General features: G+C 58.8%; 18 protein-coding genes. 8 read left to right on the forward strand and 10 right to left on the reverse strand.

What is annotated here, in order from left to right; genetic code table 11:
* Window positions 1-129 precede the first annotated feature (129 nt).
* The 5 genes from BBOH_RS05560 to BBOH_RS08570 all read left to right on the forward strand — a co-directional run bounded on the left by BBOH_RS05560 (window position 130) and on the right by BBOH_RS08570 (window position 6822).
* Complete coding sequence (locus tag BBOH_RS05560) at window positions 130-1089, forward strand: nucleoside hydrolase (protein ID WP_033521443.1); 960 nt, start codon at window positions 130-132, stop codon at window positions 1087-1089.
* Window positions 1090-1131: 42 nt separating this feature from the next.
* Window positions 1132-2556, forward strand: a complete 1425-nt coding sequence (locus tag BBOH_RS05565) for an MFS transporter (protein ID WP_033521444.1) — start codon at window positions 1132-1134, stop codon at window positions 2554-2556.
* Between the two features lie 495 nt (window positions 2557-3051).
* Window positions 3052-3990, forward strand: coding sequence for a uridine-preferring nucleoside hydrolase UriH (uriH, locus tag BBOH_RS05570; RefSeq protein WP_033521445.1), 939 nt, complete (start codon window positions 3052-3054; stop codon window positions 3988-3990).
* A 135-nt stretch (window positions 3991-4125) separates the two neighbouring features.
* Window positions 4126-5520 (forward strand): uridine transporter UriT, encoded by a 1395-nt coding sequence (uriT, locus tag BBOH_RS05575; protein WP_143242430.1) that lies wholly within the window; start codon window positions 4126-4128, stop codon window positions 5518-5520.
* Between the two features lie 168 nt (window positions 5521-5688).
* Window positions 5689-6822, forward strand: coding sequence for a YwiC-like family protein (locus BBOH_RS08570; protein WP_081930346.1), 1134 nt, complete (start codon window positions 5689-5691; stop codon window positions 6820-6822).
* A 267-nt stretch (window positions 6823-7089) separates the two neighbouring features.
* On the opposite strand, the gene BBOH_RS08280 is transcribed toward BBOH_RS08570, so the two are convergent.
* From BBOH_RS08280 to mvk, 4 genes are all read right to left on the reverse strand, one after another.
* Complete coding sequence (locus BBOH_RS08280) at window positions 7090-7881, reverse strand: DNA-3-methyladenine glycosylase (protein WP_052118177.1); 792 nt, start codon at window positions 7879-7881, stop codon at window positions 7090-7092.
* A gap of 120 nt (window positions 7882-8001) precedes the next feature.
* Window positions 8002-10614, reverse strand: a complete 2613-nt coding sequence (fni, locus tag BBOH_RS08285) for a type 2 isopentenyl-diphosphate Delta-isomerase (protein WP_052118178.1) — start codon at window positions 10612-10614, stop codon at window positions 8002-8004.
* Window positions 10615-11005: 391 nt separating this feature from the next.
* On the reverse strand, window positions 11006-12163 hold the full coding sequence (gene mvaD, locus BBOH_RS05600) for a diphosphomevalonate decarboxylase (protein WP_202805400.1): 1158 nt from the start codon (window positions 12161-12163) through the stop codon (window positions 11006-11008).
* A gap of 115 nt (window positions 12164-12278) precedes the next feature.
* Window positions 12279-13388, reverse strand: a complete 1110-nt coding sequence (mvk, locus tag BBOH_RS05605; protein WP_052118179.1) for a mevalonate kinase — start codon at window positions 13386-13388, stop codon at window positions 12279-12281.
* Between the two features lie 176 nt (window positions 13389-13564).
* On the opposite strand from mvk, the gene rfbB reads away from it, so the two are divergent.
* On the forward strand, window positions 13565-14584 hold the full coding sequence (rfbB, locus tag BBOH_RS05610; RefSeq protein ID WP_033521496.1) for a dTDP-glucose 4,6-dehydratase: 1020 nt from the start codon (window positions 13565-13567) through the stop codon (window positions 14582-14584).
* Between the two features lie 141 nt (window positions 14585-14725).
* Here the strand turns inward: rfbB and BBOH_RS08290 are convergent, their stop codons facing one another.
* Window positions 14726-15127 (reverse strand): NUDIX domain-containing protein, encoded by a 402-nt coding sequence (locus BBOH_RS08290; protein ID WP_272945344.1) that lies wholly within the window; start codon window positions 15125-15127, stop codon window positions 14726-14728.
* A gap of 180 nt (window positions 15128-15307) precedes the next feature.
* On the opposite strand from BBOH_RS08290, the gene BBOH_RS05620 reads away from it, so the two are divergent.
* Entirely contained in the window at window positions 15308-16327 is a 1020-nt protein-coding gene (locus tag BBOH_RS05620; RefSeq protein WP_033521447.1) for a glycosyltransferase, read from the forward strand.
* Here BBOH_RS05620 and BBOH_RS05625 read toward each other — a convergent pair whose 3' ends face one another.
* From BBOH_RS05625 to BBOH_RS08830, 5 genes are all read right to left on the reverse strand, one after another.
* The gene (locus BBOH_RS05625; RefSeq protein ID WP_081930347.1) at window positions 16328-17440 is read right to left on the reverse strand and encodes an acyltransferase; all 1113 of its coding nucleotides are present in this window, start codon (window positions 17438-17440) and stop codon (window positions 16328-16330) included.
* Between the two features lie 187 nt (window positions 17441-17627).
* Window positions 17628-20036 carry a DUF6541 family protein gene (locus BBOH_RS05630; protein ID WP_143242419.1) on the reverse strand — a complete coding sequence of 803 codons (2409 nt, stop codon included), beginning with the start codon at window positions 20034-20036 and terminating at the stop codon, window positions 17628-17630.
* 9 nt (window positions 20037-20045) lie between these two features.
* A complete protein-coding gene (locus BBOH_RS08295; protein WP_052118181.1) occupies window positions 20046-21344 on the reverse strand; it encodes a glycosyltransferase in 1299 nt (432 codons plus the stop codon).
* A gap of 88 nt (window positions 21345-21432) precedes the next feature.
* The gene (locus tag BBOH_RS08825; RefSeq protein WP_033521450.1) at window positions 21433-22368 is read right to left on the reverse strand and encodes a glycosyltransferase family 2 protein; all 936 of its coding nucleotides are present in this window, start codon (window positions 22366-22368) and stop codon (window positions 21433-21435) included.
* A gap of 3 nt (window positions 22369-22371) precedes the next feature.
* Window positions 22372-24078 carry a glycosyltransferase gene (locus tag BBOH_RS08830; protein ID WP_033521451.1) on the reverse strand — a complete coding sequence of 569 codons (1707 nt, stop codon included), beginning with the start codon at window positions 24076-24078 and terminating at the stop codon, window positions 22372-22374.
* A gap of 154 nt (window positions 24079-24232) precedes the next feature.
* Here BBOH_RS08830 and BBOH_RS05655 point away from each other — a divergent pair, with 154 nt between their 5' ends.
* The gene (locus tag BBOH_RS05655; RefSeq protein ID WP_033521452.1) at window positions 24233-25060 is read left to right on the forward strand and encodes an ABC transporter permease; all 828 of its coding nucleotides are present in this window, start codon (window positions 24233-24235) and stop codon (window positions 25058-25060) included.
* Window positions 25061-25063 lie beyond the last annotated feature (3 nt).

Raw genomic sequence — 25063 nt, forward strand, 5'->3', positions numbered from 1 at the left:
TACAATTATGCGTTATATTGATAAAGCGCTTTATCAATATAACGCCGTGAATATGCAACGACGCTACATGGTCGCATCGACAGTGTGGAGTCTTCCAGCAGCCTCAGCGCAAAAGATGAAAGGTCAACAATGAAGAAGATTATCTTAGATTTGGATACCGGCATTGACGATACGCTCGCCATCTCCTATATTCTAGGCAGTCCCGAGGTCGAACTCATCGGCATCACCAGCACCTACGGGAACGTTCTGCTTGATCAGGGCATCCGTAACGATCTTGCGGTCACCGACCTGCTCGGCCACCCCGAAGTGCCGGTATACCGTGGCGAGCCCCACTCGCTGGAAACCGACTCCTTCGCGGTCTCTGACATCTCCGCTTTCATCCACGGCAAGAACGGCATCGGGGACGTCGACATCCCCGATTCGCCGCGCAAGGTCGAAAACGACATGAACGCCGTCGACTTCATCATCGCCTCCGTGAAGAAATACGGCAAGGACCTTACGTTCGTACCCACCGGCCCTGAGACGAATATCGCCAAAGCCCTTCAGAAGGCTCCGGAAATCAAGGATGAAATCGGCAACATCGTCATCATGGGAGGCGCGCTGACCGTATGCGGCAACGTCAGCCCTTGGGCCGAGGCCAACATCTCACAAGACCCTGAGGCGTGCGATATTCTCTTCCGCTCAGGGGCGCCAGTGACCATGGTCGGCCTTGACGTGACGCTGCAGACACTCATGACCTACAAAGATTCCGAGCAGTGGCGCCGGATCGGCACCCCGGCCGCCAAATTCCTGGCCGATATGGTTGATTTTTACATCAAGGCTTACGAGACCACTTCACCGCACCTGGGCGGATGTGGACTGCACGATCCGCTGGCCGCCGCGGTGGCCGTCGACCCGACGTTGATCACCACCCTGCCGATCAACATGCAGGTCGACACGGAAGAGCCGACACGCGGCCGTACCATCGGCGACAATGCACGTCTCAACGACCCCGCGAAGACCGTCAAGGTCGCCGTGGGCGTGGACAAAGAGCGCTTCCTCAATGAATTCATGACCCGCATCGGCAACGTCGCTGCCGCCGCAAAGTGACCGATTTCGTCCAAAATCAATATCGTTCAAAGATAAAGAAACATGACTGAATTTAACGAACAAGCCGTGGCCGATACCACGGACAAGAAAAACGATCCGGAAATCACCAGCGACATGGCGGTCAAGGCCCTCATCCCGCTGCTTATCACCTTCGTCCTCGGAACGCTATGTCTGCAAGGGTTCAACCTCGTCTTCACCCAGGTCGGTCAGGCAGTCGGCGCCCCCAAACAGGCCTCGCTCATCACCGCACTACCCAGCATCGTGCTCGGCATCGTATGCTTCATCTACGGCTCGCTGGGCGACTTCGTCTCACTGAAGAAGCTTGTGACCGTCGGCATTTCACTGCTGCTGGCCGGTTCCGTCTTCGGTTTCGTCGCCACCTTCTTCTTCACGCCGAACATCTGGGTCGTAATCATTGCACGCATCATCCAGACTGCCGGCGAGCAGGTCGCCGGCTCCGTATACCTCGTGGTGGCCAGCAAGTACCTTAAGGATTCTTTGAAGGTCATCTTCTTCGGCATCTTCACTGCCGGCTACCAGGTCTCCGCCGCCATCGGCGTTTTCGCAGCCGGCTGGCTGACCTCGATCCACTGGCAGTACCTCTTCCTGATTCCGGTGGTAACCGTCATCTTCCTGCCCATGTTGCTGCACAACCTACCCAACAAGTCGGGCACCGGGGAAAAGGTGGACGCTTGGGGCTTCGTGCTGTTCGGCATCGCCACAGCGTTCCTCACCCTCTTCTTCTCCTACAACGCCTGGTGGATGATTCTCGTGGCCGTGCTGCTTTTCTTCGCCTTCGCGGTCTACATCAACAAGGCGAAGAACCCCTTCATCACCCCGGACTTCTTCCGCAACAAGCGCTGGATCATGGCCATCAGCCTCATTCTGCTCTTCTACCTGCCGAACTACTCCTTCTCACCGATCTTCAACGCAATCGGCAGTGAAATCCACCACCTTGACACTCGGAGCATTTCGCTCTACATCGTGTGGGCCTTCATCGTGGCGGCGATCTGTGGCACCTGCTCAGGGTGGATCATCGACAAGATCGGCCAGCGTACGGGTATCTTCCTGGCGGGTGGCCTGCAGCTGGTCGGGCTGATAGCCGCATCGTTCCTGGTCACGGCCAGCCCGATGGCTCTGGTGATCGCCGGATGCCTTTACTATGCGGGAACCGGCTTGCTGTATTCGCCGATCGTCGACACCGTACTGGGCACCCTGACGAAGGACGAATCCGGCCGAGGAGTCGGTATGAACGATCTGGCGATGAACGTCGCCGGCTCTGTCGGTATCGCCATCATCGGCGGTCTGATGACCTCGAAACCGCTGACCGGTTTCAGCCTGTCCGGAGCCACCGGTTCGACCGCAAACTACGGCAACCTCTTCCTCGTCGCCGCCATCGCAACAATCGCGGGCCTCGTGATCTTCGGCGTTTTCAACAAGAAGATTTACGCCACCGACAAGAAGTGACGCATCCTTGGAGCCGTCATCATGCATGACGGCTCCAGAAACCTGAAAACCTTACGGCTCGACGGCCTTGCGGTTCGATAAGCACCGCAAGGCCGTTTTATTGAAAGCGCGTGAGCTTGACTTTGTCGCAAGCCTTCTCGCATGACGATTACGACGTTTCCGATACAGGAGTCGCGGACGTCGTAATCAATCGCCCACTCCGGTTCCAAACAAACGGCTGCGCAGCCCTTCCCCATAATTGTTGTTTACCTCGAAGAAATCGGTGAGACAGATAAACGGACGGATCGTCACGGGCCACCTTCAACGTAAGTTCAATTCACTACCCGGTAACATCAATTTGACAGAAACCGATAAATACCCCTACAATCATGCCTCGTGTTGATAAAACGCTTTACTGACACGAAACACAGTGTCATGCAATGGCGCTGTCTGGTTGTTTTGGTAGTTCTGAAAAGGAACTTCTGAATAACCGGAAGCAAGGACGAAAGGGCATCAATGAAGAAAATCATCCTGGACTCGGATCCCGGGCACGACGACGCCATGGCGATTCTGCTGGCACTCGGCAATCCCAACATCGATCTACTCGGAGTGACGACGGTCGGAGGTAACCAGAGCCTCGACAAGGTAACCTACAACGCGCGCTCCGTACTCGAAATGGCACATGCCACTGACGTACCGGTCCATGCCGGATGCGATCGCCCGATACTCCGTCCCCTCGAAGTCGCAGCCTCGATTCACGGCAACACCGGACTCGACGGCGTAGAGCTGCCTGAACCTACACGGCCGTTAGACGAAGGCCACGCCGTCAACTGGATCATCGACACCGTCATGTCGAACGAGCCCGGGACCATTACGCTCGTACCGACCGGACCGCTGACCAACATCGCCATGGCCGCGCGCATGGAGCCACGTATCGTCGATCGCGTCAAGGAAGTGGTGCTGATGGGTGGCGGCTACCACGTCGGCAATTGGAGCGCCGTGGCCGAGTTCAACATCAAGGTGGACCCGGAGGCCGCCAAGATCGTATTCAACGAGCCCTGGCCCGTCACCATGGTGGGTCTCGACCTGACGCATCAGGCGCTTTGCACTCCGGAAGTTCAGAGCCGCATCGATGCCATCGGCACCCCCTTGGCGCACTTCGCCAGCCAACTGATGGACTTTTTCCGCAAATCCTATCAGGACAATCAGGACTTCATCAATCCTCCTGTGCACGATCCGTGCACTGTGGCGTACCTCATCGATCCGTCGGTCGTCGCCACCAGGCGCTGCCCCGTTGACGTGGAAACCGCCGATGGCCCGGCATTGGGCATGACCGTCGCGGACCTTCGTGGCCCGGAACCAAGTGCCGATGAATGCCACACACAGGTTGCCACGAAGCTCGACTTCGAAAAGTTCTGGGCCCTCATCATCGATGCCATCAAGCGTATCGGCTGATTGCCTCAGCCGTATCCGCCCCAACAATCGTCTTCAATCGCAATGACCTCCGACACCATCGGAGCAGATCACTACATAACAGAAAAGCACAACATGACTAATAACACCAAACAGAAGCCTAACGGCACAGGGAAAATGCTGGATGAGGGCGGCAAGTCCATCGTCGCGTTGATGGCGGCACTGCTGGTCGCGATCTTCGCCTTCCAGCTCAACGCCTCGATGCTTTCACCGGCCCTGACCACCATGGAACACGAACTCAATACCAGCTCCGATCAAATAGGCCTGACCCAGACCGTGTTCTTCACCGCCGCGGCACTCTTCTCATTGTTCCTGCCTCGTCTAGCCGACTTGGTGGGACGTAAGAAGGTACTGCTGGGCATCCTTATCGCCACCACCCTGGGTTGCGCGGTATCCGCACTGGCTCCGAATGTCACGATCCTGATGCTGGGTCGAATCCTGCAAGGCTCCGCCGGCCCCATGGTCCCAATGTGCCTGATCATGCTCCATGTACGCGTTCGTGAGGAAAAGCGCTACACCAAGCTCATGTCCATCCTGACCTCGGTCAACGGCGGCATCGCCGGCGTCGACGCCCTCCTCGGCGGATGGCTCGCCGGCACGTTCGGATTCCGTTCCGTCTTCTGGACCATGGCCGGCATCGCCGCCATCGCGATAATCCTCGTAGCCGTCGCGACCGATGAATCCACTGCGGACGATACACCGAAGATGGATTGGCTCGGCGTCGTCTGCCTCGGTATCGCCTTCCTCGCCGCATATCTGGCCATCAATGAAATCCAGAAACTCGCCAAGGCGAACTGGCTCATGGTCGCCGTGCTTATCGTAGTGGCCGCCATCTTCTTCGTGGCATTCTGGCAGGTTGAAAAGCGCAAGAAAGACCCGATGGTCGCCGTGCACTATCTCAAGCAGCGCCGCACTTGGGGACTGCTTTCGACCACCCTGTTGACCATGACCGGCATCTTCGCCGTCATGAACGGCGTAGTGCCCGCCATCGCACAGGATCCGAAATTCGGCACCGGACTGAGCGCCAGCGTGGTTCCGTTCGCCACATTGACCCCGTACGCTCTCGTCGGATTGATCTTCGGACCGATTGCAGGTCAATTGGCCAGCCGCTTCGGCTACCGCCGCGTATTGCGCGCCGGCATGCTCGTCACCCTCGTCGGCACCCTCTTCGGCATCTTCGTGGCACACAATCCTGCCATCTGGACGCTCGTACTGATTTCGGTCATTCTCGGTCTCAGCTACGCAGGCACCACAAACATCATGCTCAACGGACTGGGCATCGTGCTCTCCCCGAAGGACAACACCGGGTATTTGCCCGGCATGAATGCCGGCGCTTTCAACCTGGGTTCCGGCCTGAGTTACGCAGTGCTCTACGCATGCATGAACGCCTTTACCCAGTCCAGCGGCCAGGTTGCCGGTTATTCGGCAGCAATGGTGAGCGGAGTGATCCTACTCGCGTTGGCCTTTGCCTGCTCCTATCTCATTCCCAAGCCGGAAGGCGATGAGGCGTGATTGCCGCATGACCATCTAGTTTGATATCTCGGTGTCCCTGATTATTTTGTCAGGAACACCGTTTTTTTATATCGTTTCGATTCCGCAACCCATTTTCGGATTCATCTAGAACCATAGACTACGCAAATCTGTTCTGCTACATTTAGACATATACGCGAGAGGACAGATATGGATCAATTAGTCTCAAAAAATGTTCACGCAGACCGGCACCAGCGACCCACGCCAGCTCCTTGTACGCCTCAGAACACGCATGTGATTGTAACACAGACAGATAAGCATACGAAACTCGCAAAAAACACTCGGCACCACGTCAAACTCTGGATTCCGGACCAACCGGGCGCGTGGACGATGGCGCTCCTGCCGGCGGTGGGTGGAGTATGTGTCGGCGGGCCATCGTGGAGAAACTGCTGGATGCTTGCGGCGTGGGCACTCTGCTACTGCCTCGACTTCACAGCGGCACGCTGGCTGGCCGTCCGCTCGCATGAAGCGGGCCGAAGCCCGGCGAACCTGCAGCTCCGCGCCAACCAAGTTCCCCGCAGCGACCCCCCATCCAACCACACAACGGGAACGCCTAGCATGCTCCCCCACTCTCGTTCGCGCGCATTCCTGACTCCGGTGCTGGTTTATGCGTTTCTGGTTGCGGCGGTCGGCCTGCCGCTGTTGGCGCTAACGCCCGAACTGCTCTGGTACGCAGTGCCGTTCGCCGCGCTTGCCACGCTTTCACTGCTCGCCGCATGGCGAAGGCAGGAACGGACGCTGTGGGGCAACGCAGTCTCAGTGCTTGCGGCGGGCTGCATCACTTTGGTCGCCACTGCCATTGGAAATTCGAATTATCCCCATAACGCCGGACTATGGCCCATCTTCGGGCTAGTCCATGATGACACCGACATCCTAGGTTCGCCATTGCTGCCCGTCAACGGAATTATCGCGGCCGTCGCCTTCATCCTGACGGAATACGCCTCGGTGCTATTCGTCAAGACGATGATTCGCGAGCACGGCAACAAGAAATATTACATACTGTCGCTCACATACCATCTCACACTGTTCGCGCTGACCTCCGTCTACATCGGCTTCAAGGCACCAATCGGTCTCATTGCCTTGCATGCCCGGCCAACCGGTCTGCCCGCCAGCAAGCTCGACCCTATTGCAGGCCGGCTCTGGCTTGGGGCAGCACTCATCCTCCTGCTTCGCGCCGTTTTCCTGCCGCTGACGCGAAAACGTTTGAAACCGCTTCACATCGGTATCGTCGAGATATTCACAAGCCTGATGAACTTCGTTTGCATTGTGGCCGCATTGGGTTGAGAGGGACGGATAAAACAGCGTCTTTCGTCACATTTCTCTCCGGGTCTGCGCCCGTCCTGCGACCCCAACGGCCAAAGAGAACTTTGACGCATTCCGCCCTCGTCGGGCAGATTGACCTGAGGCTCAGACAGATCCGTTTATGCGGCACCGCATTGTTCCGGCGTTCCTCGGTATTCGACCGCGTGTGATTCGGAAGCATTGGCCAACAAACACGGACGTCTTAGGAATACCTCCCGATGACATCAACGGAGGTTTCAATCGGCCTTTTCATCTTGACAGGTAAGGGTTGCCGGCGATGACGAAGCGGCGCATACGGTCCTTGGCCTTCGTGATGCCGATACGTTCGGTGGCCTCGACGCACTCACCCGGGCGCAGCGGCGCAGATTCGAGGCGCAACGGGGGTTCGCGCAAATCGTGGTCATAGAGGTCCATATCGATGCCGAGCGTTTTACACAGTTTCGCCGGACCGTTGAAACTGTCGCGGACCCGTCTACCCGGGCGACGACGCGCTACGAACGACTCGATATTGGACGATGCCCCACCATCGTCGGCAGAGGCGTCATTTCGAAGTGCCACATCGGGAGCAGCGAGATCATTGCCATCAGCGACGGAACCGGCAGAATCATCCATACCAATATCTTCCATCCGAGACCGGGAAGAGGTGTCGTCAGCCGCCTTCACGCCTTCAACAGTGCCACACGAACCGGATCTCGGAACAATACCGGCGCTGGCATGGTCCGGGATTCCAGCCACGGAAACCGGCTCGACTGCACGGATGAGGACGCCCGCGCCGAATCCGTTCTCGAAGGCCGTGACGTTCATGCAATAGTGCATTCCGTAAATCAGGTAGATATATGCATGGCCGGCGGGGCCGAACATGGCGCGGTTGCGTTCGGATCTGCCGTGGAACGTATGACTTGCCGGGTCGAGTTGGTCATAGGCCTCGGTCTCCACGATGCGCGTGGTGACGCACATGCCGTCGAAATCGCGCACCAGCAGGCAGCCAAGCAGGCCACGTGCCGCAGTGTCGGCATCAGAGTCCAAAAAATCAGGAAACATAACGCAATTGTCACCTGCACCCACGATATGGCCGAAAGCGCCCAGGGAGGGGAACCGGCACTCAATCCAACGGTCTGTCGAAACCCCTACATGAAGTTCCTGCTGCTTCGAGCCCGGCTATCAACCGCGCTGGCGACTCCGGCACGCCAAGAATGCGGGATTCACGCCGAGCAGGCTCGCCTCCTGTGCGGTGCGTCCGGTCAGCAGCAAATCGGTCCCGGTCAGATCCGCCGTGGTCGCAGCCCCAACCAACGCCATCAACGAGCGCACCTGGTTCTTCCATGCGTTGATTTCCGCAGTGAGTCCTTCCGGCCCTCGGGATGCAAGGACGTGGAGGAAGTGCCCCGACACGCCGACGGCACGCGCACCCAGCGCAAGCGCCTTGACCACGTCAAGGGGCGTGCGCACCCCACCCGATGCAAATACGGTGAGGCCGGCGACACCCTCCGTTGCTCCATGAGCATCGACGGCATCAGCGGACGCCGGGAGGTTTTGGAGGCCACCCAAATGCGCGTCCGCAATCATGCTTCCACTCGATGTCTCTGGGCCCCGGACGGAACGGATCCCCAATCCATCGGAGCGCGACGCATTGCGGGCTCCGTCATCGTCCTCACCCGCTTCGATCAGGGCCAGCAAACACAGCACGGTCGACTGCCCCCAACCGTCGAGGTAGGCGTACTCATGCCCGGCACGGCGCGCATTTTCGATGTGCGCAAAATCGGTGCCGCCGCTTCCGCTGACATCCACCGCCCGTACACCCAGCGAGGCCAAACGCCGCACCGTGGACGCGCTCATGCCGAAGCCGACCTCTTTGACCACCACCGGCACCGGACACGCTTCGACAATCGCCGCGATCCGATCCGGCCATGACGAGAAATCACGCGCGCCCTCTGGCATCACAATCTCCTGCGCCGAGTTGAGATGAATCTGCAAGGCGTCGGCCCCGATCATGCGCACCGCAGCAAGCGCCCCTTCCACGCCGACATCGGGACCGACATTCGCAAATACAAAACCTTCAGGGTCCCACTGACGAATCGTGGCGAATGACTCTTCAAACGCGGAGTCACGCAATGCGGCTCGCTGGGAACCCGAGGCCATAGGGACCGAAGCGGCCTGAGCCACCTGCGCGAGCGCGGTATTGATGGCACCGGTTTTCACCGACCCGCCGGTCATGGCGTTGATATAGAAGGGGCTGTCCCAATGCGTTCCCAATGCATCAACCGAGATATCGACCTGTGACGGGTCGATACTCGCCAGGCTGTGGTGGACGAACCGCACGTCGTCAAAGGCATTGGCGCGCTGGTCGGCATGTTCCGCCAAAGCCAGACGCACATGGTCGTCCTTACGATTCGAACCGGCGGCGCCACACGTGGGCATGCCATGATACGAAGAGTTTTTATGGCTTCCGGCCGAACCAGCCGTTCCGACCCTTTCGACGCTTTCGACGCTTTCAGCGTTTGGGGCAGCCATCGTTTTCGTTGGACGATCACCGTCATGCGGGCTTGCAAGCGCCGAAAACCAAGGAAAATCAGCCGACTCGGCTTTGCCGGGATCTGCCCCCCATGACCCGATTTCGATTTGGTTGGCTTCATCCAGGGCCAGGTCAAGTGGCACAATGCCCTTCTCGCGCCATGCCTGAGCGATCTTGTCGCGATCTACTTCCGGCCCGACGATCGCCAAGCCGCAATCACCGCCGCCGGCGCCGGAACTCTTGCCAGCACCGCCATGCGCCTCGGCCACCTCAGCCAGTTCCCGAAGCATCGGCGTCTCGATGAGTGTGCCCGTGAACGTTGAAAGCCCGGCCAGCAGCATTCGCGCCTGACGGATGGAGTCGTACGTGCGCCGCTCATCATCCGCCTCAAGCGCATCGGCCAATGCGTTGACGCATGCATCGCTGCGGTCGAGAAAATCGTGGTACATCCGTTCGCGTTCGGCGGCGCCCCTGCCTTGGACCCGGCTGACCAGATTCGGCGTCGAAGCGGGATCCCCGGTCCAACCGACCATGAACCCCAAGCGGTTGCCCGCCCCCAAAGCATGCAATCGCGCCACACTGAGCCCCGGCCACGGCATGTCGATGAGCTCGGACAAGGGTGTATCCTGCAACCGCGCTACGACCCACTGTCGTTCGACCGCCGTGAAACGGATGCATCCGCCGAACAGGCTCGCCGCAATATCTCCTCCGGAACCGACCTTCTGTGCCCGGCTGGCCGCGGCGAACGCAAGCTTGTACTGCTGCATGGGGGTCAGGTCAAGCCTGTAGAAGTCCAGAAGCGCACGCATGGTCGCCACGGTCACCGCCGCAGAGGAACCGAGGCCGTATTTGCGTCCGGACTTATCGTCAAGCTCGCTTTCAATCGTCACGTCATAGATTGTGAGCGCCTTGCCGCTTTCGGTGGCCAGCTCCTCAACCGAGTGAATCACGGAGAGGATGAATGCCGCTCCGGGCTGTTCAAGGTCAGGCACCGCCCGGCCGGCACGCCGACGCCAGGTCACCGATGCCTCAGGATGGCCTTGGGAATGGATGCGTCCGACTGGTTCGCTATCTGCCACCACGGCACCGTCCGACCCGGTTACGCATTCGGTCACCTTCGCGGTGAGCCAACGATTCACTGCCACGAGTATGGCAGGATGACCGTGCTCAACCACCGCGTACTCACCAGCCACATAGAGTTTGCCCGGCGCCGCTGCTATGCCACTGCGCACTTCCTGGCCTGACGCACCACCACCCGTCATCTCGACTTCCGCCCTTCTTGCATCTATTCGCCGTTTTCGCCCTCTTCAGACCATAACGCGTTACTCTCGGTCGTCCACACAAGGATCGTCCAACACCATACCCACCTTAACTTAAGCCACGAAAAGACCCGTTCCGGGCAATATCGTCCACTCTGCACCAAATACCCCCGATAACCGCGCCTTTTCTTGCATGGCATTCATTCCGCTGGCACATCGGCATCACGCATGGACGGTATGCCACACATAAAAAAAGAGGATTATTGCTCACAACGTGTGTCTTATGTTCAGTGCGGGGCACGGTGACCGTAAGGCTTGCGGGATGTCTTTATGGTTGCCGTCGCTAATCGTCCGGTCGAGTTCGCCGTTCCGCGGCCGCGTGGTAGCGTCGGCGTCAGTGAAGGCGTACACCGGAGCCGGGGCGATGAATCTCCACCTCGCATTGAGGAACCCGCTCACGCAAAGCCGCGGCGACGGCCCGGGCATCGCGAGCGTCAGCCAGAACCTTCACATTCGGACCCGCATCCATCGTGGACCACGCACCCAGCCCGGAGTCACGGATGCCATCGACCGCACGCAGCACCGCAACCGTGTCGGGCAGCCAGTAGAGAACGGCGGGACGTGAAGCCATCATGGCGGCATGCATACCGAACGCATTGGCCTCGGTGATTGCGCCGAGCCGCTCAAGATCCCCTTGACGTATCGCATTCAACGCCTCATCGAGATCAACGGCGCATGATTCGACCCATGCCGGATACAACGGCGAGGTGGCGACCGTCCTACGCATCGCCTCACGACTGGAGACCGGCTTGAGATCCGATGAGACCAGAACCACGATAACCGCCAGGTCAAGAGAACCCATGTCAACGGGTTCGGCATAGGAAGTCTCGTCGTCATGGCCCGCATGCCACTGCACCAAACCGCCGAACACCGACCTGCATGCCGAGCCGGACCCCCGCCGCGCGAGCCGCGACAGGTCGCGTGGACTCAAATCCATGCCCGCGGCTTTGGAAGCGGCCGCCGCCAGAGCCGCGAAGGCCGAAGCGGAACTGGCCAGACCCGCTCCGAATGGCACGGTGTTGTGCGAGACGACGCGGGCCGGCAGATGCAGACCGGATTGGGCACGGACGATGTCAAGGAAGCGAGAGACGCGATCGAGCGCCTTACCTTGCTGCGGGACATCGTCGATGGTCAGGCTGTCGGCGCTTTTGATGTAGTCATAGATTTCGCGACAGTCGACCCCGGAACCGGAACCGCCGGCGACGTCAGCGTCTTCCTCGCCATCCACCTTGTCGAAAAACTCAACCGTCGTCCGGGAGGTCAGACCGTCGAGCGTAAGCGAAAGACTGGAGGCACGCGGGATGATAAGTTCTTCGTCGGCTTTGCCCCAGTACTTGATCAACGCGATATTCGCATTTGCGCTCGCGGTCGCCACACGCGGGTTCGCGACATCCGCCCCAACCTCATTCGGGGCGCTTTGCCGAACCGGCACATTCGATTCCCTTGTCTTCACAATCTGCGACTGTACCCCGTCCGCGGTTTCTTCCGTCACTCAATTGTCCATTGTCCACCAAATCCACGGAATTGACGCGACATTCACGAAACGGCGGCGGCAACGATCGTAGCCAATGGCCGAAGGACCGGAATCACACGGACGGCCCATCGGCCTACTGTTCGACCTCGCGCCCGGTCGCCCCACCACCGACCTCTCCTCCGTCGACGCCATCAGCCGAGCCGGCCGCATCAATATCAAGCGGGTACGTCCACACCTCGCGGGCGCCCTCGCTCAACAGCGCGACGCGCACACGCTGGGCGGTGACGGCATCCGGGGCGAGCGCGATCAAGCATCCGCCCAGACCGCCGCCGGTCATTTTCGCGCCGACCGCACCGGCACCACGGGCCGCTTCGACCAGCCGGTCAACGAACGGGTGACTGACCTTGAGGCCTGCGAGCAGATCATGCGCGCGATCCATGCGCCCGCCCAACGGCAAGACGGCGCCTCGTTGCAAATCCTCAACCGATGCGCGGGCCAGGCCGCCCAATTCATCCATGGCTGCTTTGACACGCCCGTGGTCGCGCGCATCCTGCTCACGCACCGAACCGACCGCCTCGCGCGTGCTGCCCTCGATCCCGGAATCCGCGACCACAAGATAGGCCGGCATGTCAATGGCCATGGTGCTCATCTCGCCCGATTCGAACACGACCGTGTCGAATGAGGAGGTGGTTGCCGCGTCCAATCCGGAGGGATTGCCGTGGGTGATGACCTCGGCCTCGTTCGTGAGTTTGAGGATGTCGGCATGGCTGGCTTGGATATCGCAGGCGTCGAGAATCGCACGGATCACGGCTCCCGCGCTAGCCGCCGACGATCCCATGCCGCGGCCGGCCGGGAACGTGCTTTTCGTGGTCACATCGAACGCCTGGTCGGGGCAGCCCGCGAAGGCCGTGGCGACCTTCACCGCCTCTTCGACGCCGCCGAACCGCGTGCCGGCATCAGCCAGTGCGCCATCGTAGTCAAGCGCGTGAAGACGATCCTGCGGAGGAACGTTCCGCCTATGAGGCGACATAGCGTACGTTTTCGAGTCGACCCCCGCGCTGTCGGCGCCCTGAGTACCGGATTGTTCACCGCGAACCCCGCGGGCAATCGGCTTGACCCACGCCTCCATGGTCAGCGCCCGAATCGGCACGGCTACGGCCGGGTATCCATAGACCACGGAATGCTCCCCCATCAGGATCACTTTCGCCCAAGTAACCCCGTAGCCTGCGTGAACCGCACCCATATACCGCGTCCCTTCAACCTGAGGCCGGACACCACCCGGCCCTTTCCGACGCAACCAAGTCTAGGAATCGTTTTGTGAACCCGACGCGAACACAAGTAAAGGAATTGAGAAGAGTGGCTCACGTCACCGCCTGCCGACGGACCAAAAGGTTCACGCTGGCCGCTAGCGTAGAGCTTATGACAGAGGGCTGTGTTCCATCCAATATCATCGTGACCGGCGGATGCGGGTTCATCGGGTCGAACTTCGTGCATTATGTTGCGGAAAACCACCCCGAGACACATGTGACGGTGCTCGATGCCCTCACCTATGCGGGCAACGTCGACAACATCGCAGGTTTGCCGGACAATCAGGTAGAGTTCATACAGGGCGATATCCGCGATGGGGAATTGCTCGATAGGATCGTTCCGGGTCATGATGCGATAGTCCATTACGCGGCCGAGTCCCACAACGACAATTCGATTGCCGACCCGGAACCCTTCGTCAGAACAAACGTCGAAGGCACCTTCCGTTTGCTTGAGGCGGCACGCAAATACGACGTGCGTTACCACCACATCAGCACCGACGAGGTCTATGGCGATCTCGCCCTTGACGATCCGCGCAAGTTCACCGAGCGGAGCCCGTACCGCCCCTCCTCGCCGTACTCCTCGACCAAGGCGTCGAGCGACTTGTTGGTGCGGGCCTGGCACCGCACCTTCGGCGTGCGTACGACGATTTCCAACTGCTCGAACAACTACGGTCCGTATCAGCACGTCGAGAAGTTCATTCCGCGACAGATCACGAACATCCTCGATGGCGCACGCCCCAAGCTCTACGGTAATGGCCGGGACGTGCGCGACTGGATTCACGCCGAGGACCATTCGAGCGCGGTCTGGACGATTCTGACCAAAGGCCGTATAGGCGAAACATATCTGATCGGCGCGAACGGCGAGCGCGACAATATCACCGTTTTGCGTGATATCCTGCGCGTGATGGGCAAGGATGCGGACGATTTCGACCGGGTCGGGGATCGCCCCGGCCACGACCGTCGTTATGCCATCGACTCCACCAAGCTACGAACCGAGCTGGGCTGGCGACCGGAGCACACCGATTTCGAGGCAGGAATCAGGCAGACGGTTGCCTGGTACATTGAAAACGAAAGCTGGTGGCGCCCCGCGAAGGCTTCCACTGAAGCCAGATACAGGGAGCAGGGCCGGTGATTCCGACACGCACCTGCCAGTCCAACGCCGGGGACGGCATGAAACGATAGTTGGCGGAACGGCCGGATCATTAACGCACGACGACTCGGGGCAGTCAAAACGCCGGGACATATCGGGTGAATAAACAAGGTCAATCCGAGGTCAATCCGCCTTCGGCCTATGCAGCAGACAGATCGCGAAAGCGGCAATGGTCGGTCCGTCAACGATTTGCCCCTGCGAGACGAGCCCCTTCAGTTCGGTATCGGGAACCCAACGCATCTGGGACAGCTCCCAATCCGAGCCGGTTGCCGGAACGTCGACGCCAGACAGCGGCACCTGCGCAATGGCCGCGCCCCTCTGAACGTCGGAGTCGAAATCGATGCGAACCACCGCCGCGTCGTCACGCAGGACCCCGGTGTCATTATGAATATTTTGGATCACATCGGCCTGAGAGGCATCGGCCTCTATCCCGGTCTCCTCGCGCAGCTCACGCACGGCGGTTTGCGTCGCGGACTCGCCGGACTCGCCCATTCCACGGGGGAACTCCGATTCCCGGCTCCTAATGCCGCCCTCACGAAAACCGTTCTCCCGGCGTCCAACCGCAGCGGCGGCTCATCATCTTCGACCCTCGACATTGAATCATCCATGCTTTGGCACTTGCCTTTTATTGTAAAGCAGAGGCGATTGCCCCGTCTCGAACCTGCCAAAACCTCTCGTTCGTGAGCATTCCATATACTTGACGGCATGAGCTTTTACGTGACCGCCGTCGTCGTCTCATACAACCGTGCAAAACTGCTGAACGAGTGTCTTGACGCCATATCGCGACAGACCCGTCCCGCGGATCGCGTGATCATCATCGACAACGCCAGCACCGACGGTGCCTACGACGTGGCCCGCAACCACTCCGTGGGAGCCGAGGTCGTCCGACTGGACCACAACGTCGGCGGGGCGGGCGGGTTCTGCGCAGGCATCGCTCTGGCCGTCGCCGCAGCCGACTCAGGCCACGCGGACGGACATGAAGCACAAAGCGGCGATGCCCAGGACACCCGCCACTACATCTGGCTCATGGACGACGACACCATGCCGACCCCGACCGCTCTCGAGGAGCTGCTCAAAGCCACCGGTCAGGCGGCCAAAGCAAACGGGGCATGGCCGACCGTCCTCGGTTCACAGGCACGTTGGATCGACGGACGCATACACACGATGAACAGACCCCGCGAACGCAGCAAGCTCGAGGGATTGCGCGCGAACACGGCAAGGCACCTTCACGGGTCGACCAACGCCTACCAGGTCCGCTCCCTTTCCTTCGTCTCCTGCCTGGTGAACGCTACGGCCATCCAACACCGCAAGGCCCTTCCGGTCAGCGCCTACTTTTTATGGAACGACGACTTCGAGTACACCTCACGGCTGCTTCGTGACGGCATAGGATATTACGTCCCGCAAAGCGAGGTCGTGCATAAAACCAGGACCTTCGGTTCAAGCGATGCCGATCCGGGCGCTCGCTTCAGGTTCGAAGTACGCAATAAAATCTGGATGCTACGATTCGCACGGCGGGATTTCAAGCCGCTCGAATACATCGAGCTGGTGCTTAAAACCATACGACGATTCACATTGACGGTGATACGCGCGAAGGATCACACGCTTATATGCCACTACTTCAATCAAGGTTGGCATGAGGGCTGGCGCACCGAACCCGCTTCGAACACAACCGTGCTGGCAGGCAATCTCCAAGTCATCGACGCGATCAACGACATCATGCACTGATCAGCGAAACGTGAATATCCTGCCGAGAACGGGAATCCTCGCACACAGCCGCGTAATGGCGGCGCACAACAGAAACACCGCAACGACCAGCAGGAAATCGACCACAAGCGCGGCCCACGAAGGCGTGGATACCGGCAGACGAACCCCATGTTTCGCCACCAGCCAGACCATGCACAGAACGGGGATATGCAGCATATACACCCCGAACGTATTCGAGCCCAGCACCGTCACCGCCCTGGCGGCCCCTGACGGCAGGCGAAGCGGAAGGAACAGCACAAAAAGCAGCACGGCCAGAGCCGCGACGGGCAGCATAAGATTGTAATCGACACTTACCGGGACCCTCGCCTGATAGACGGCGATGCCATATGTCGCCGCCCAGCACAATATGATGCCCGCCGACATGCAGACCTTCCATTTCACGCCGAGGCGCCATGCACGATCCGCCTTACCGAGCCCGGCGACACCACGTGCGACAAGGCCGCCTACGAAGGCGTACGCCAAGGCGTTCGCACAGCCGCCGAAAACACCGAATCCCTCAAGCGGGTCGATAAGACCCTGAATATCACGGCCGGTCCATGTGGAGAACATTGACAAAACAAGTTTGGCGCTCGGCAGAATCATGGTGAACGTCACCAGCAATATGCCGAACCAGTCGGAGACCTTACGGTCGGCGGCGGAAAACACATATTTCGTGACCGGCAGCATCACATAAACGGCCACCAGAGCGTTCAGGAACCAGAAATGCCCCACGGGATTTCTGCCTAGCACATTGTTGCCCAACAGAAAGAGCGTCAGATCCCAAACACCGAAACGGGAATCACCGAAAATGCCGAAACCCACCGCATAGATCACTCGCCAGATCTCCATGAACACCACCGTCCTGGCCATCCGACGAACATCCTTGTGCCAGTCCAAAGGCTCGGTGAGCAGCAACGCCCCATTCACCAAAAAGAACAGCGGGACGCACACCCGGGTCAAGGCGATGACAAGATCGCCTACAACCGTATTCCGTGGAAAATCCAAGGTGTAGCCGGGAGAATGCAGCAATATGACCATCAGCATCGCGAACGCCTTCATGCAGTCATACCCCAGGACGCGCCGCCTAGAGTGCATAGACACCTTCTTTCGAACTCAGCCACCCGACGACGCCAGGACCGGACCCATTGCAACTTGCCCATATGATATCTCAGGCAGTACTTTAAAGCCCCCTGGATGCGCTAGTCCAAGCCCAAGGCAAAAAGATCAGGGAACCACCCGACCCTGCGCCTTGTCACCATAACCGAAGCCACGCTTCAGCGGTCTACTCCCCGCCGCATGCCGTGATGCGATACAGCACGGCGCGCCCCTGCCTGGCGACCGGCCTCATCGCACCGTGAACGACCTTCAGCCCCTCGAACATATCATGTTCGGAATCCTGCACATACGGACCTCCCATGTCGAGATACCAATGCAAGTCGTTGCGCTTGAGTACGGCACAGACCCCGGAATCGGTCTTGATGTTCCCAAGATTCTGCGCCACATACCGGTGATCGGCATCCCAGAACATGAAAAGATGCGGATAGTAGGGCACCCGCCCACCTGCGCCGAGCAGGAAACCGCTGCCGTTCCACGGGTCGGACACCACCTGTTCGTCTTGCGGGACGTATACCGCAATATTTTTAAGCATCAGGTACTCATCGCTCGAAAGCATCGGTGAATCCGAACCGTTGGCCGCAAAGGCGTAGGCTTGCGAGACGGACCGGCTCATGGCATCCATCTGGGAGTTCCACGCCACGCATACGATGCCAATCGCCACAGCCAATGCCGCACTTGCCACCTGAACGACACGGGGCATACGTGACGAGCCGGACGAGCGTGGTAAACCAGACGACAAGGCATCCATCGACCGGCCCATCGAACCGCCCTCCGCGCCATCAAACGTTTGGGAGCCATGTGATGCTTGAGCACCGCCCCTCCAGACTGCAACACACCTTAAGATCGCGTCAATCGCCCAACAGATCAGCGGCACCGTCACCATCGGCCAAGCGGAGAAAAGACGCCGCTGGTCCTTGTACCACAACGCCGTTACGACCTTGGACCAATCGGCATGCGTCCCAGCACAACTGACGAAGACGAACCCGACCAGCGCATAGGAGGCCAAAAGCAAGTAGACGGGCGCATGCGCAGGCATATGGTCGCCATCCGTTTCGAGGCGCAACATTTGCATTGCGTCCCGGGCGACCAGCCACAGCACAGCGATAGCGACGCACAGCGCCAGAGCAACGACCGTCAGCACGGCAACGGGCCAGTAGACAGGAAGACGCCGGTTGCCTGCATCGATGGGCCGGCCGGTCAACCAGCGCACGATGGCGGACGGCATGTTCTCGGTGGGCCGCGCAGGGGTGCCGTTCAAATGCTGCGAGATGGGACGGTTCGCATGCGTGCCGCTCAAATACAGCCTGGCGAAGATTCTGAACGCAACACCGGCAAACGCAAGTAAAAGGATCACGGTCACGCAGCACACCACACGGAACACCAGTCTATTGCGACTACGGAGCGTTTTCAACACGTTATGGAACCATACACAGACCAGAGGCGCGGCAGCCAGCAGCACCGTAAAAACCACACGGAAATGGCAGAACGCGACCGCAAACACGCCAACCATAATCCACGCCAGGCCGCCACCGACCACATGCCGGTCCCGATTGCGCCAACCGCCCGTGCACCAGGCCCACAGAAGCGCAAGCAATACCGGAGCAATCATCTGAGCGGCGAACATGGCGTAAAGCGTGCCCCAATCAAGCAGCAGAAAAGGGGCTCCAGCGGCCGACACCGCAAGAATCGGCGCCAGAAAAACGACCACGGCATGCCGTAGGGCATAGGATTGCGGACGCACCTTCCCGATATGGACGCCTTCATCCCCGACGCTCCAAGTCCCGGCACCGGCACCGACATCACGGCCAAGCACAGTACGCACCAGATAAAGCACCGAAACCGGCCACACCAGGGCGGCGAACACCAGCCAGGTGCACGCCATGGCGGGCACAGCAAACCGGGCGGCGTCGGCTCCGCCTGCACCCAATGCGCCGAGCGCGGCGAACTGCTGGAAAGCGATTGGATAGACGTTCCGAACCGGCGGCAATGCGTGCAACGGAGAGGCCTCGCCGGTCATGAGAATGCGCCCGAGCACATTGTAATGGAAGACGGAATCGTAATTCTGCGTCACCTGCTCCGGCGAAGGGACGGCACGCACGAATCTCAACGACACGCTGGCGGCGGCCAACACGAGACCGGCCAAGGCCGGCAATGCCATGACAAAGTGGACGAGCGCGCCGCCATGAGGGACTCCCTGCAAACCGGAGCGCGTAATGGAGGCCGGAACCGCCGTTGCCTCGATGCCCGCCCTTGCATGGTTCGACACGTCACCCTGCGATGTTCCCGCGTCCATACGACGACGCCTGTATCGCGCAGCTGCCATGCGTACCACAACCACGACGATAAGCGCCAGCAGAGCGGAGCATGGATAAGACATCCAGCCCCAACGAATGTGCAACGGCCGGAACAGTATGCCATCGGCGCCCGCAAGCGCAATCGAGACGACCGGCCCCAAGGCCAACGGTTCCAACCAGCCACGATGCCCGCGACCAGCGGCCAGAGCAATCAGCGCACCAGGCACGTACAGGCCGAATGCAGACCACCATATCAGCGGAATCGCGGCACTCCAAGTCATCAGATGCATCTATTTGCGCCCCCGTGCTCCACGCAGGCCGAACACGGAGATCCCCGCACCCGACCTCCATCGCGTCAGCGCCCTATAGCCGAATCTACGCAGGCGTTCCGGCATAAGCCGGTAGACCGCACGCACCAGAACGTTGCGGAACCATTGCGGCCACGAGGTGAATCCGTCGCGTCGAAACACCCGTTGCAACCGAAGCTCGTCACGGAACATGCTCCAGCCGCCTCGCCGTTCATACGCGCCGAGATCCACACGATAGAGCACGAGGGGGTCGGCGACGTTATGCAGGCCCGCGCCGTTGAGCATCATGCGTTCCCAGAGCAGGTAATCCTCGAACCGTCCTGCTTGTTCCGGGTAGCCACCCACTGCCAGCACGGCCTGCTTGCGGAAGACGACGCTCGGATGGTTCAACGGCGATTGGATACGCGCGAACCGTTGCAGCTCGACACCTTCGGACGGCAATCTCCGGATTTGGCGAGGATGAAGGAATCGTTCGCGCACATCGTACCAATGAGGATTCTCGTCCACGACATCACCGGTCTCAACGATCCCCGTGATTAGCTCTTCATTCCTCCACTGCTCGGCGGAATCTCTTTGTTCAATCATCCCAATGTCGAACATGGCGGTCGACGTTGGCCCCAAGGAGGTGAACTCCTGAATCGCACTACCCACCAGATCGTACCCGGATTGGCCGGTCGAACCCGGAAGATCAGCCTTATCAGTGGCGCTTTCGCCGCCTACGGCTTCGCCACTGAAAACTTGACCGTGACGGAAGTCTCGCTTCTGCGAATCATTCTTGCCGGAACCCGGGTTCGCGCTGTCCGCCGAACCACCGTCCGCTGAACCGTCAGCGCACCCCCGAGCTTTTCCGCCGGCCAGAAGCGGAATCTGGACGGCGAACCGCTCGGGCCGCGAGGCATCGTCACTGTCCGCGCGAGCCACGATGTCATAGCGGCAATGCCGCAGACCCGCGTTCAACGCATGCGCAAGGCCGCGATTGGCTTCAAGCTTCACGACGGTCACTTCAAGGCCTCTGACGGTCGGTTTTACCACGGTGTCGTTCGAGTCGAAAACCGTTATTTCAGTATTGCCGGCGCGTTCGAATTGTTCTTGCAGCCAACGCGAAAGGTCATCCAGAAACGCCTGAATCGAGCTGGCAACCGGCCCGTCCCGCACAACGACGAGTTGCGTAGGCGGCAGCTGCTGGGTCACCGTATTCGAGCGCAACGCAAGTTTCACGTCGTCCAGGCGATCCCCGCGATAGACCGCCATCAGCAACGAGAAGGGAGGGACAAAAGCCATACCATTCCTTTCCGAATGACCGAACGGACGGCTAATCCGAAACCATGACTATGACCAATCAGACTCACCTGAGCATGAGAGGCGAACTCTAGATAACAGGCTTGTTCTGAGGGAAATCAATCTGCGGATTGAACCGAATCGACTTGAGCATCTGCTTGTACATGGTACGCCTTAAACGTCTATCCACATTGCCGTGACGCATCTGATTCCACACATTGCCACAGAATAGAACGAAATGCAGAATACCCTGGTGGTGCAACCGATAGGAACCCTCGTTACGCACGCCATACGAGAACTTCCAGGCGTTCTTCTCATCGATCATCGAGAAGTTTACCCCTTTATTCTCACCCATATCATGCAGAACAACGCTGTCGGTCACTTCCACACCCGGGCATGCCTTGCTGATCCGCAGCGTGTATTCGGCATCGTCAAACCAAATGAAGTACTCCTTGTACGGTAGGCCGTACGCCTCCATCACCCAGCGCGGCACCAGCACGGAGACGAATGAGCATCTGTTGACCAACACAAGATTCGTATGCCCCTTGGCCTGCAACCGTCCCCAGTCCCAGGTGGTGATCGGATTATTCATCTCGGAAATCGTGCCGTCGATGTAATCAACCATGGAACACGCAAACGGCACATCCGGGCCAAGCTCCGAGACGGCGGCGTCATAGCCCTCGACGAGCTTTTCCAAAGCCTGTGGCTCCGGGTAGCCGTCATCGTCGAAAATCCATGCGAAATCAGCTCCGAGCTCATAGCTCTTACGCATTCCGGCCGAGAAGCCACCTGCCCCACCGACGTTTTCAGGAAGTGTGACCACGACCAAATCAATCGAGTCAGCCAGCGAGAAATTACGCTTGTATTCTTCGAGGTACTCGGCGGTGTCATCGGTGGAGGCATTGTCGACCACAATGAGCTGGTCGGGAAGTCTGGTCTGGGATTCCAAAGAATGCAGTACGTTCTTCAGCTTCTCCAGTCGATTGAACGTCACCACCACTGCTGCTACTTTGTTTTTTTTCGTCATATCTCACATACTCCATTTCGCGAACAAATCACGGAATAAGCTATCCGCGGACTGTAGCTGGGCAAAAGCCGACAGACGATCGCGCTCAGCCAGCCAAAGACGCTCACGATCATTCTCGTTCTCCAAGATATGGGCAAGGGAACGAGTCGCACAGCCCACCAACGAATCCGTCCTACGAGGCAACAGTCCCTGCGGCGGGATCAGTGTCTTTTGCGAACCGACATTCGCCGAGAGAACGGGGATTCCTTCCGATATGGCTTCCATCGCAGTCAATGTAATACCCTCGTTGATCGAAGTCACCAACAGTACGTCCGATTGCTCGTAAGCCTGTGAAACGGGCAGTTTGTCGGGCCTGCGCTCAACGATGCGCCCTAGACCATATTTCGCGATCAGACCATCCACAAAGGGTTCCATCTCACCACTGCCCTGCATGATGAAACGGAATCGACCAGGATATTTCCGCTGCAGCTCGCGCGCCGTCAGCAGAAATGCCTCGGGCCGCTTCTGCCTGGTAATTCTTCCAACGAACAGCACGGTCAGGGCTTTCCCATTGCATCTTGGACGGAACGACATGTCACTCGGGTCAGCGGTCATTCCGATCAGAGGCGCATCGACCACTTTCTTCGGATCGATATGGTGCACGTCGACCATCCAATGCTCGATTTGCGGAGAGATGACATGATGCAGATCGATCCATCTGTCATGGGCGATGGCCTCACGCGGATACCCGCCCTGCATCACATACTCCACGATATGCAGGGAGTCCACGACCGGAACATGAGGGAAATATTTCTTCACCCACCATAACCTGTCATACATCCACTGGCAGTGGTGAATGGCTATGCCGCGAACATCGAACTGTTCGAACAGCGCCCGCAGAATGGGTATGTCTCCCACTCGCTCCTGTAAGGGCCGAATCAACGGGAGGACCAACGCACCGTCGCATTCGGAACTCGTGATCCACGGCTGCTGGCTATCGCGATCGGTGATGACGATAGGCAACATGCCGGCTTCCTTCACAAGCCGTATCGTCTCCATCCCCCAACGCTCAGCACCACCCGATTGCAGCCAGTGCATGGCGATTATCACCGCCTTGGGCGCACCTTCAACCTTGGGGCCGGGCGGGCACTCCCACCAAGGCAGACCGTTGACCACCAATGGCCTGGTGCCGGGCACTCTTGGAGGCTCGGACTCAAAAGCGGAATAAAGAGGGATCGGTTGCATCGTATGATGCTCACGCTCAATCCTCAACGCCTCTCGAACATAATCGAACGCAACGGGCGCACGCTGCTCACATGACTGGTAGACACGACGCTTGATGCTTGCACGCGGCCAACGCGCTTGGACGTCGGCATCGGTGGCATCATCGGGTGTCAACAGGATATGACGCACCCCACTGTCGACAAGCTGCCTATTCCCATTGAAATAGTGGAGCGGGTATTCGGACTGGTTTTCGACATGTGAAGTCATCCGAAAAGTCACTACTGGTTTCATGCCCGAGTTCGCAGTACATGACCCGTCCACGGTGGACACATCGCAAAGCCTTGGGTACTGCCATTTTTCGCCCATATAAATCCGATACTCCAGCGTGCGTCCCGGCTGGATCAACGAGTGGTAATTCAAAGCACCCTCAAGCAGCCGCTGCTGTCTGGAGCTCAACGATGACCAGAAATCCGCAGGCAAAGACGATTCATCGAAAAAGATACGCATACTCGGTATGGTACAGAAAGGGCTGTCCACGAAAACACCGCCCAGCCTCCGTAAAACCCCCTGGCGCCAATCGCGAAATAATTCCGTGAACCTTAGGCGCATATTCGCATGCCTCGGCATAAAAGAGGCGGGTCGCTGCTAGACTTCAATTCTTATGAAAGCACTGGCGAGAAAAATGACCGAGAGATATCACTACTCTCTGGTCGTACTCAAGGAGTTAGTAAAAACAGACTTCAAATTGCGCTATCAAGGCTCCTTTCTTGGCATCGCATGGTCGGTCGTTAAACCGCTTATGCTATTCGGCATCATGTATATGGTGTTTGTGCGTTTTCTGCATTTTACCGACGGAACGCCGCAATACCCAGTCGTATTGCTGATGGGTAATTGCCTATGGCAGTTCTTCTCCGAGGCAACAGGCACCGGCCTACGCTCGATCGTCGACCGGGGTGACATTTTACGCAAAATCCATTTCCCGAACTATATCATCGTGGTTTCGGCCACCTGCGGCGCACTGATCAGCCTAGGCATCAACCTCGTTGTGATTATGCTCTTCGCGGTCGTCAACGGGGTGCATTTCACATGGAGGGCGCTTCTTCTTCCGCTCAACCTGATTGAGCTCTACGTTTTTGCACTCGGCTGTGCTCTGCTTCTTGCTACGATGTACGTTCATTTCCGCGACATCCAGCACATATGGGAGGTCGTCAGCCAGATGGTCTTCTACGCCACGCCGATCATCTATCCGCTTTCCATGGTCAGCCACAACTACCCCGTGATCGGCAAGCTCATGCTGATGAGTCCGATAGCCCAGTCCTTCCAAGATGCACGTCACAATCTCATCGACCCGCAAAACGTGCAGATCATTTGGAATCAAATCGGCAATCCCGCAATCTGCCTGATTCCATATGCGTTGTCAATCGCATTCCTCATTCTGGGCGTATACGTCTTCCGCAAATACAGCCGCAAGTTCGCGGAGATCATGTAGCAA

It is taken from the genome of Bifidobacterium bohemicum DSM 22767, assembly GCF_000741525.1.
Lineage (GTDB): Bacteria > Actinomycetota > Actinomycetes > Actinomycetales > Bifidobacteriaceae > Bifidobacterium > Bifidobacterium bohemicum.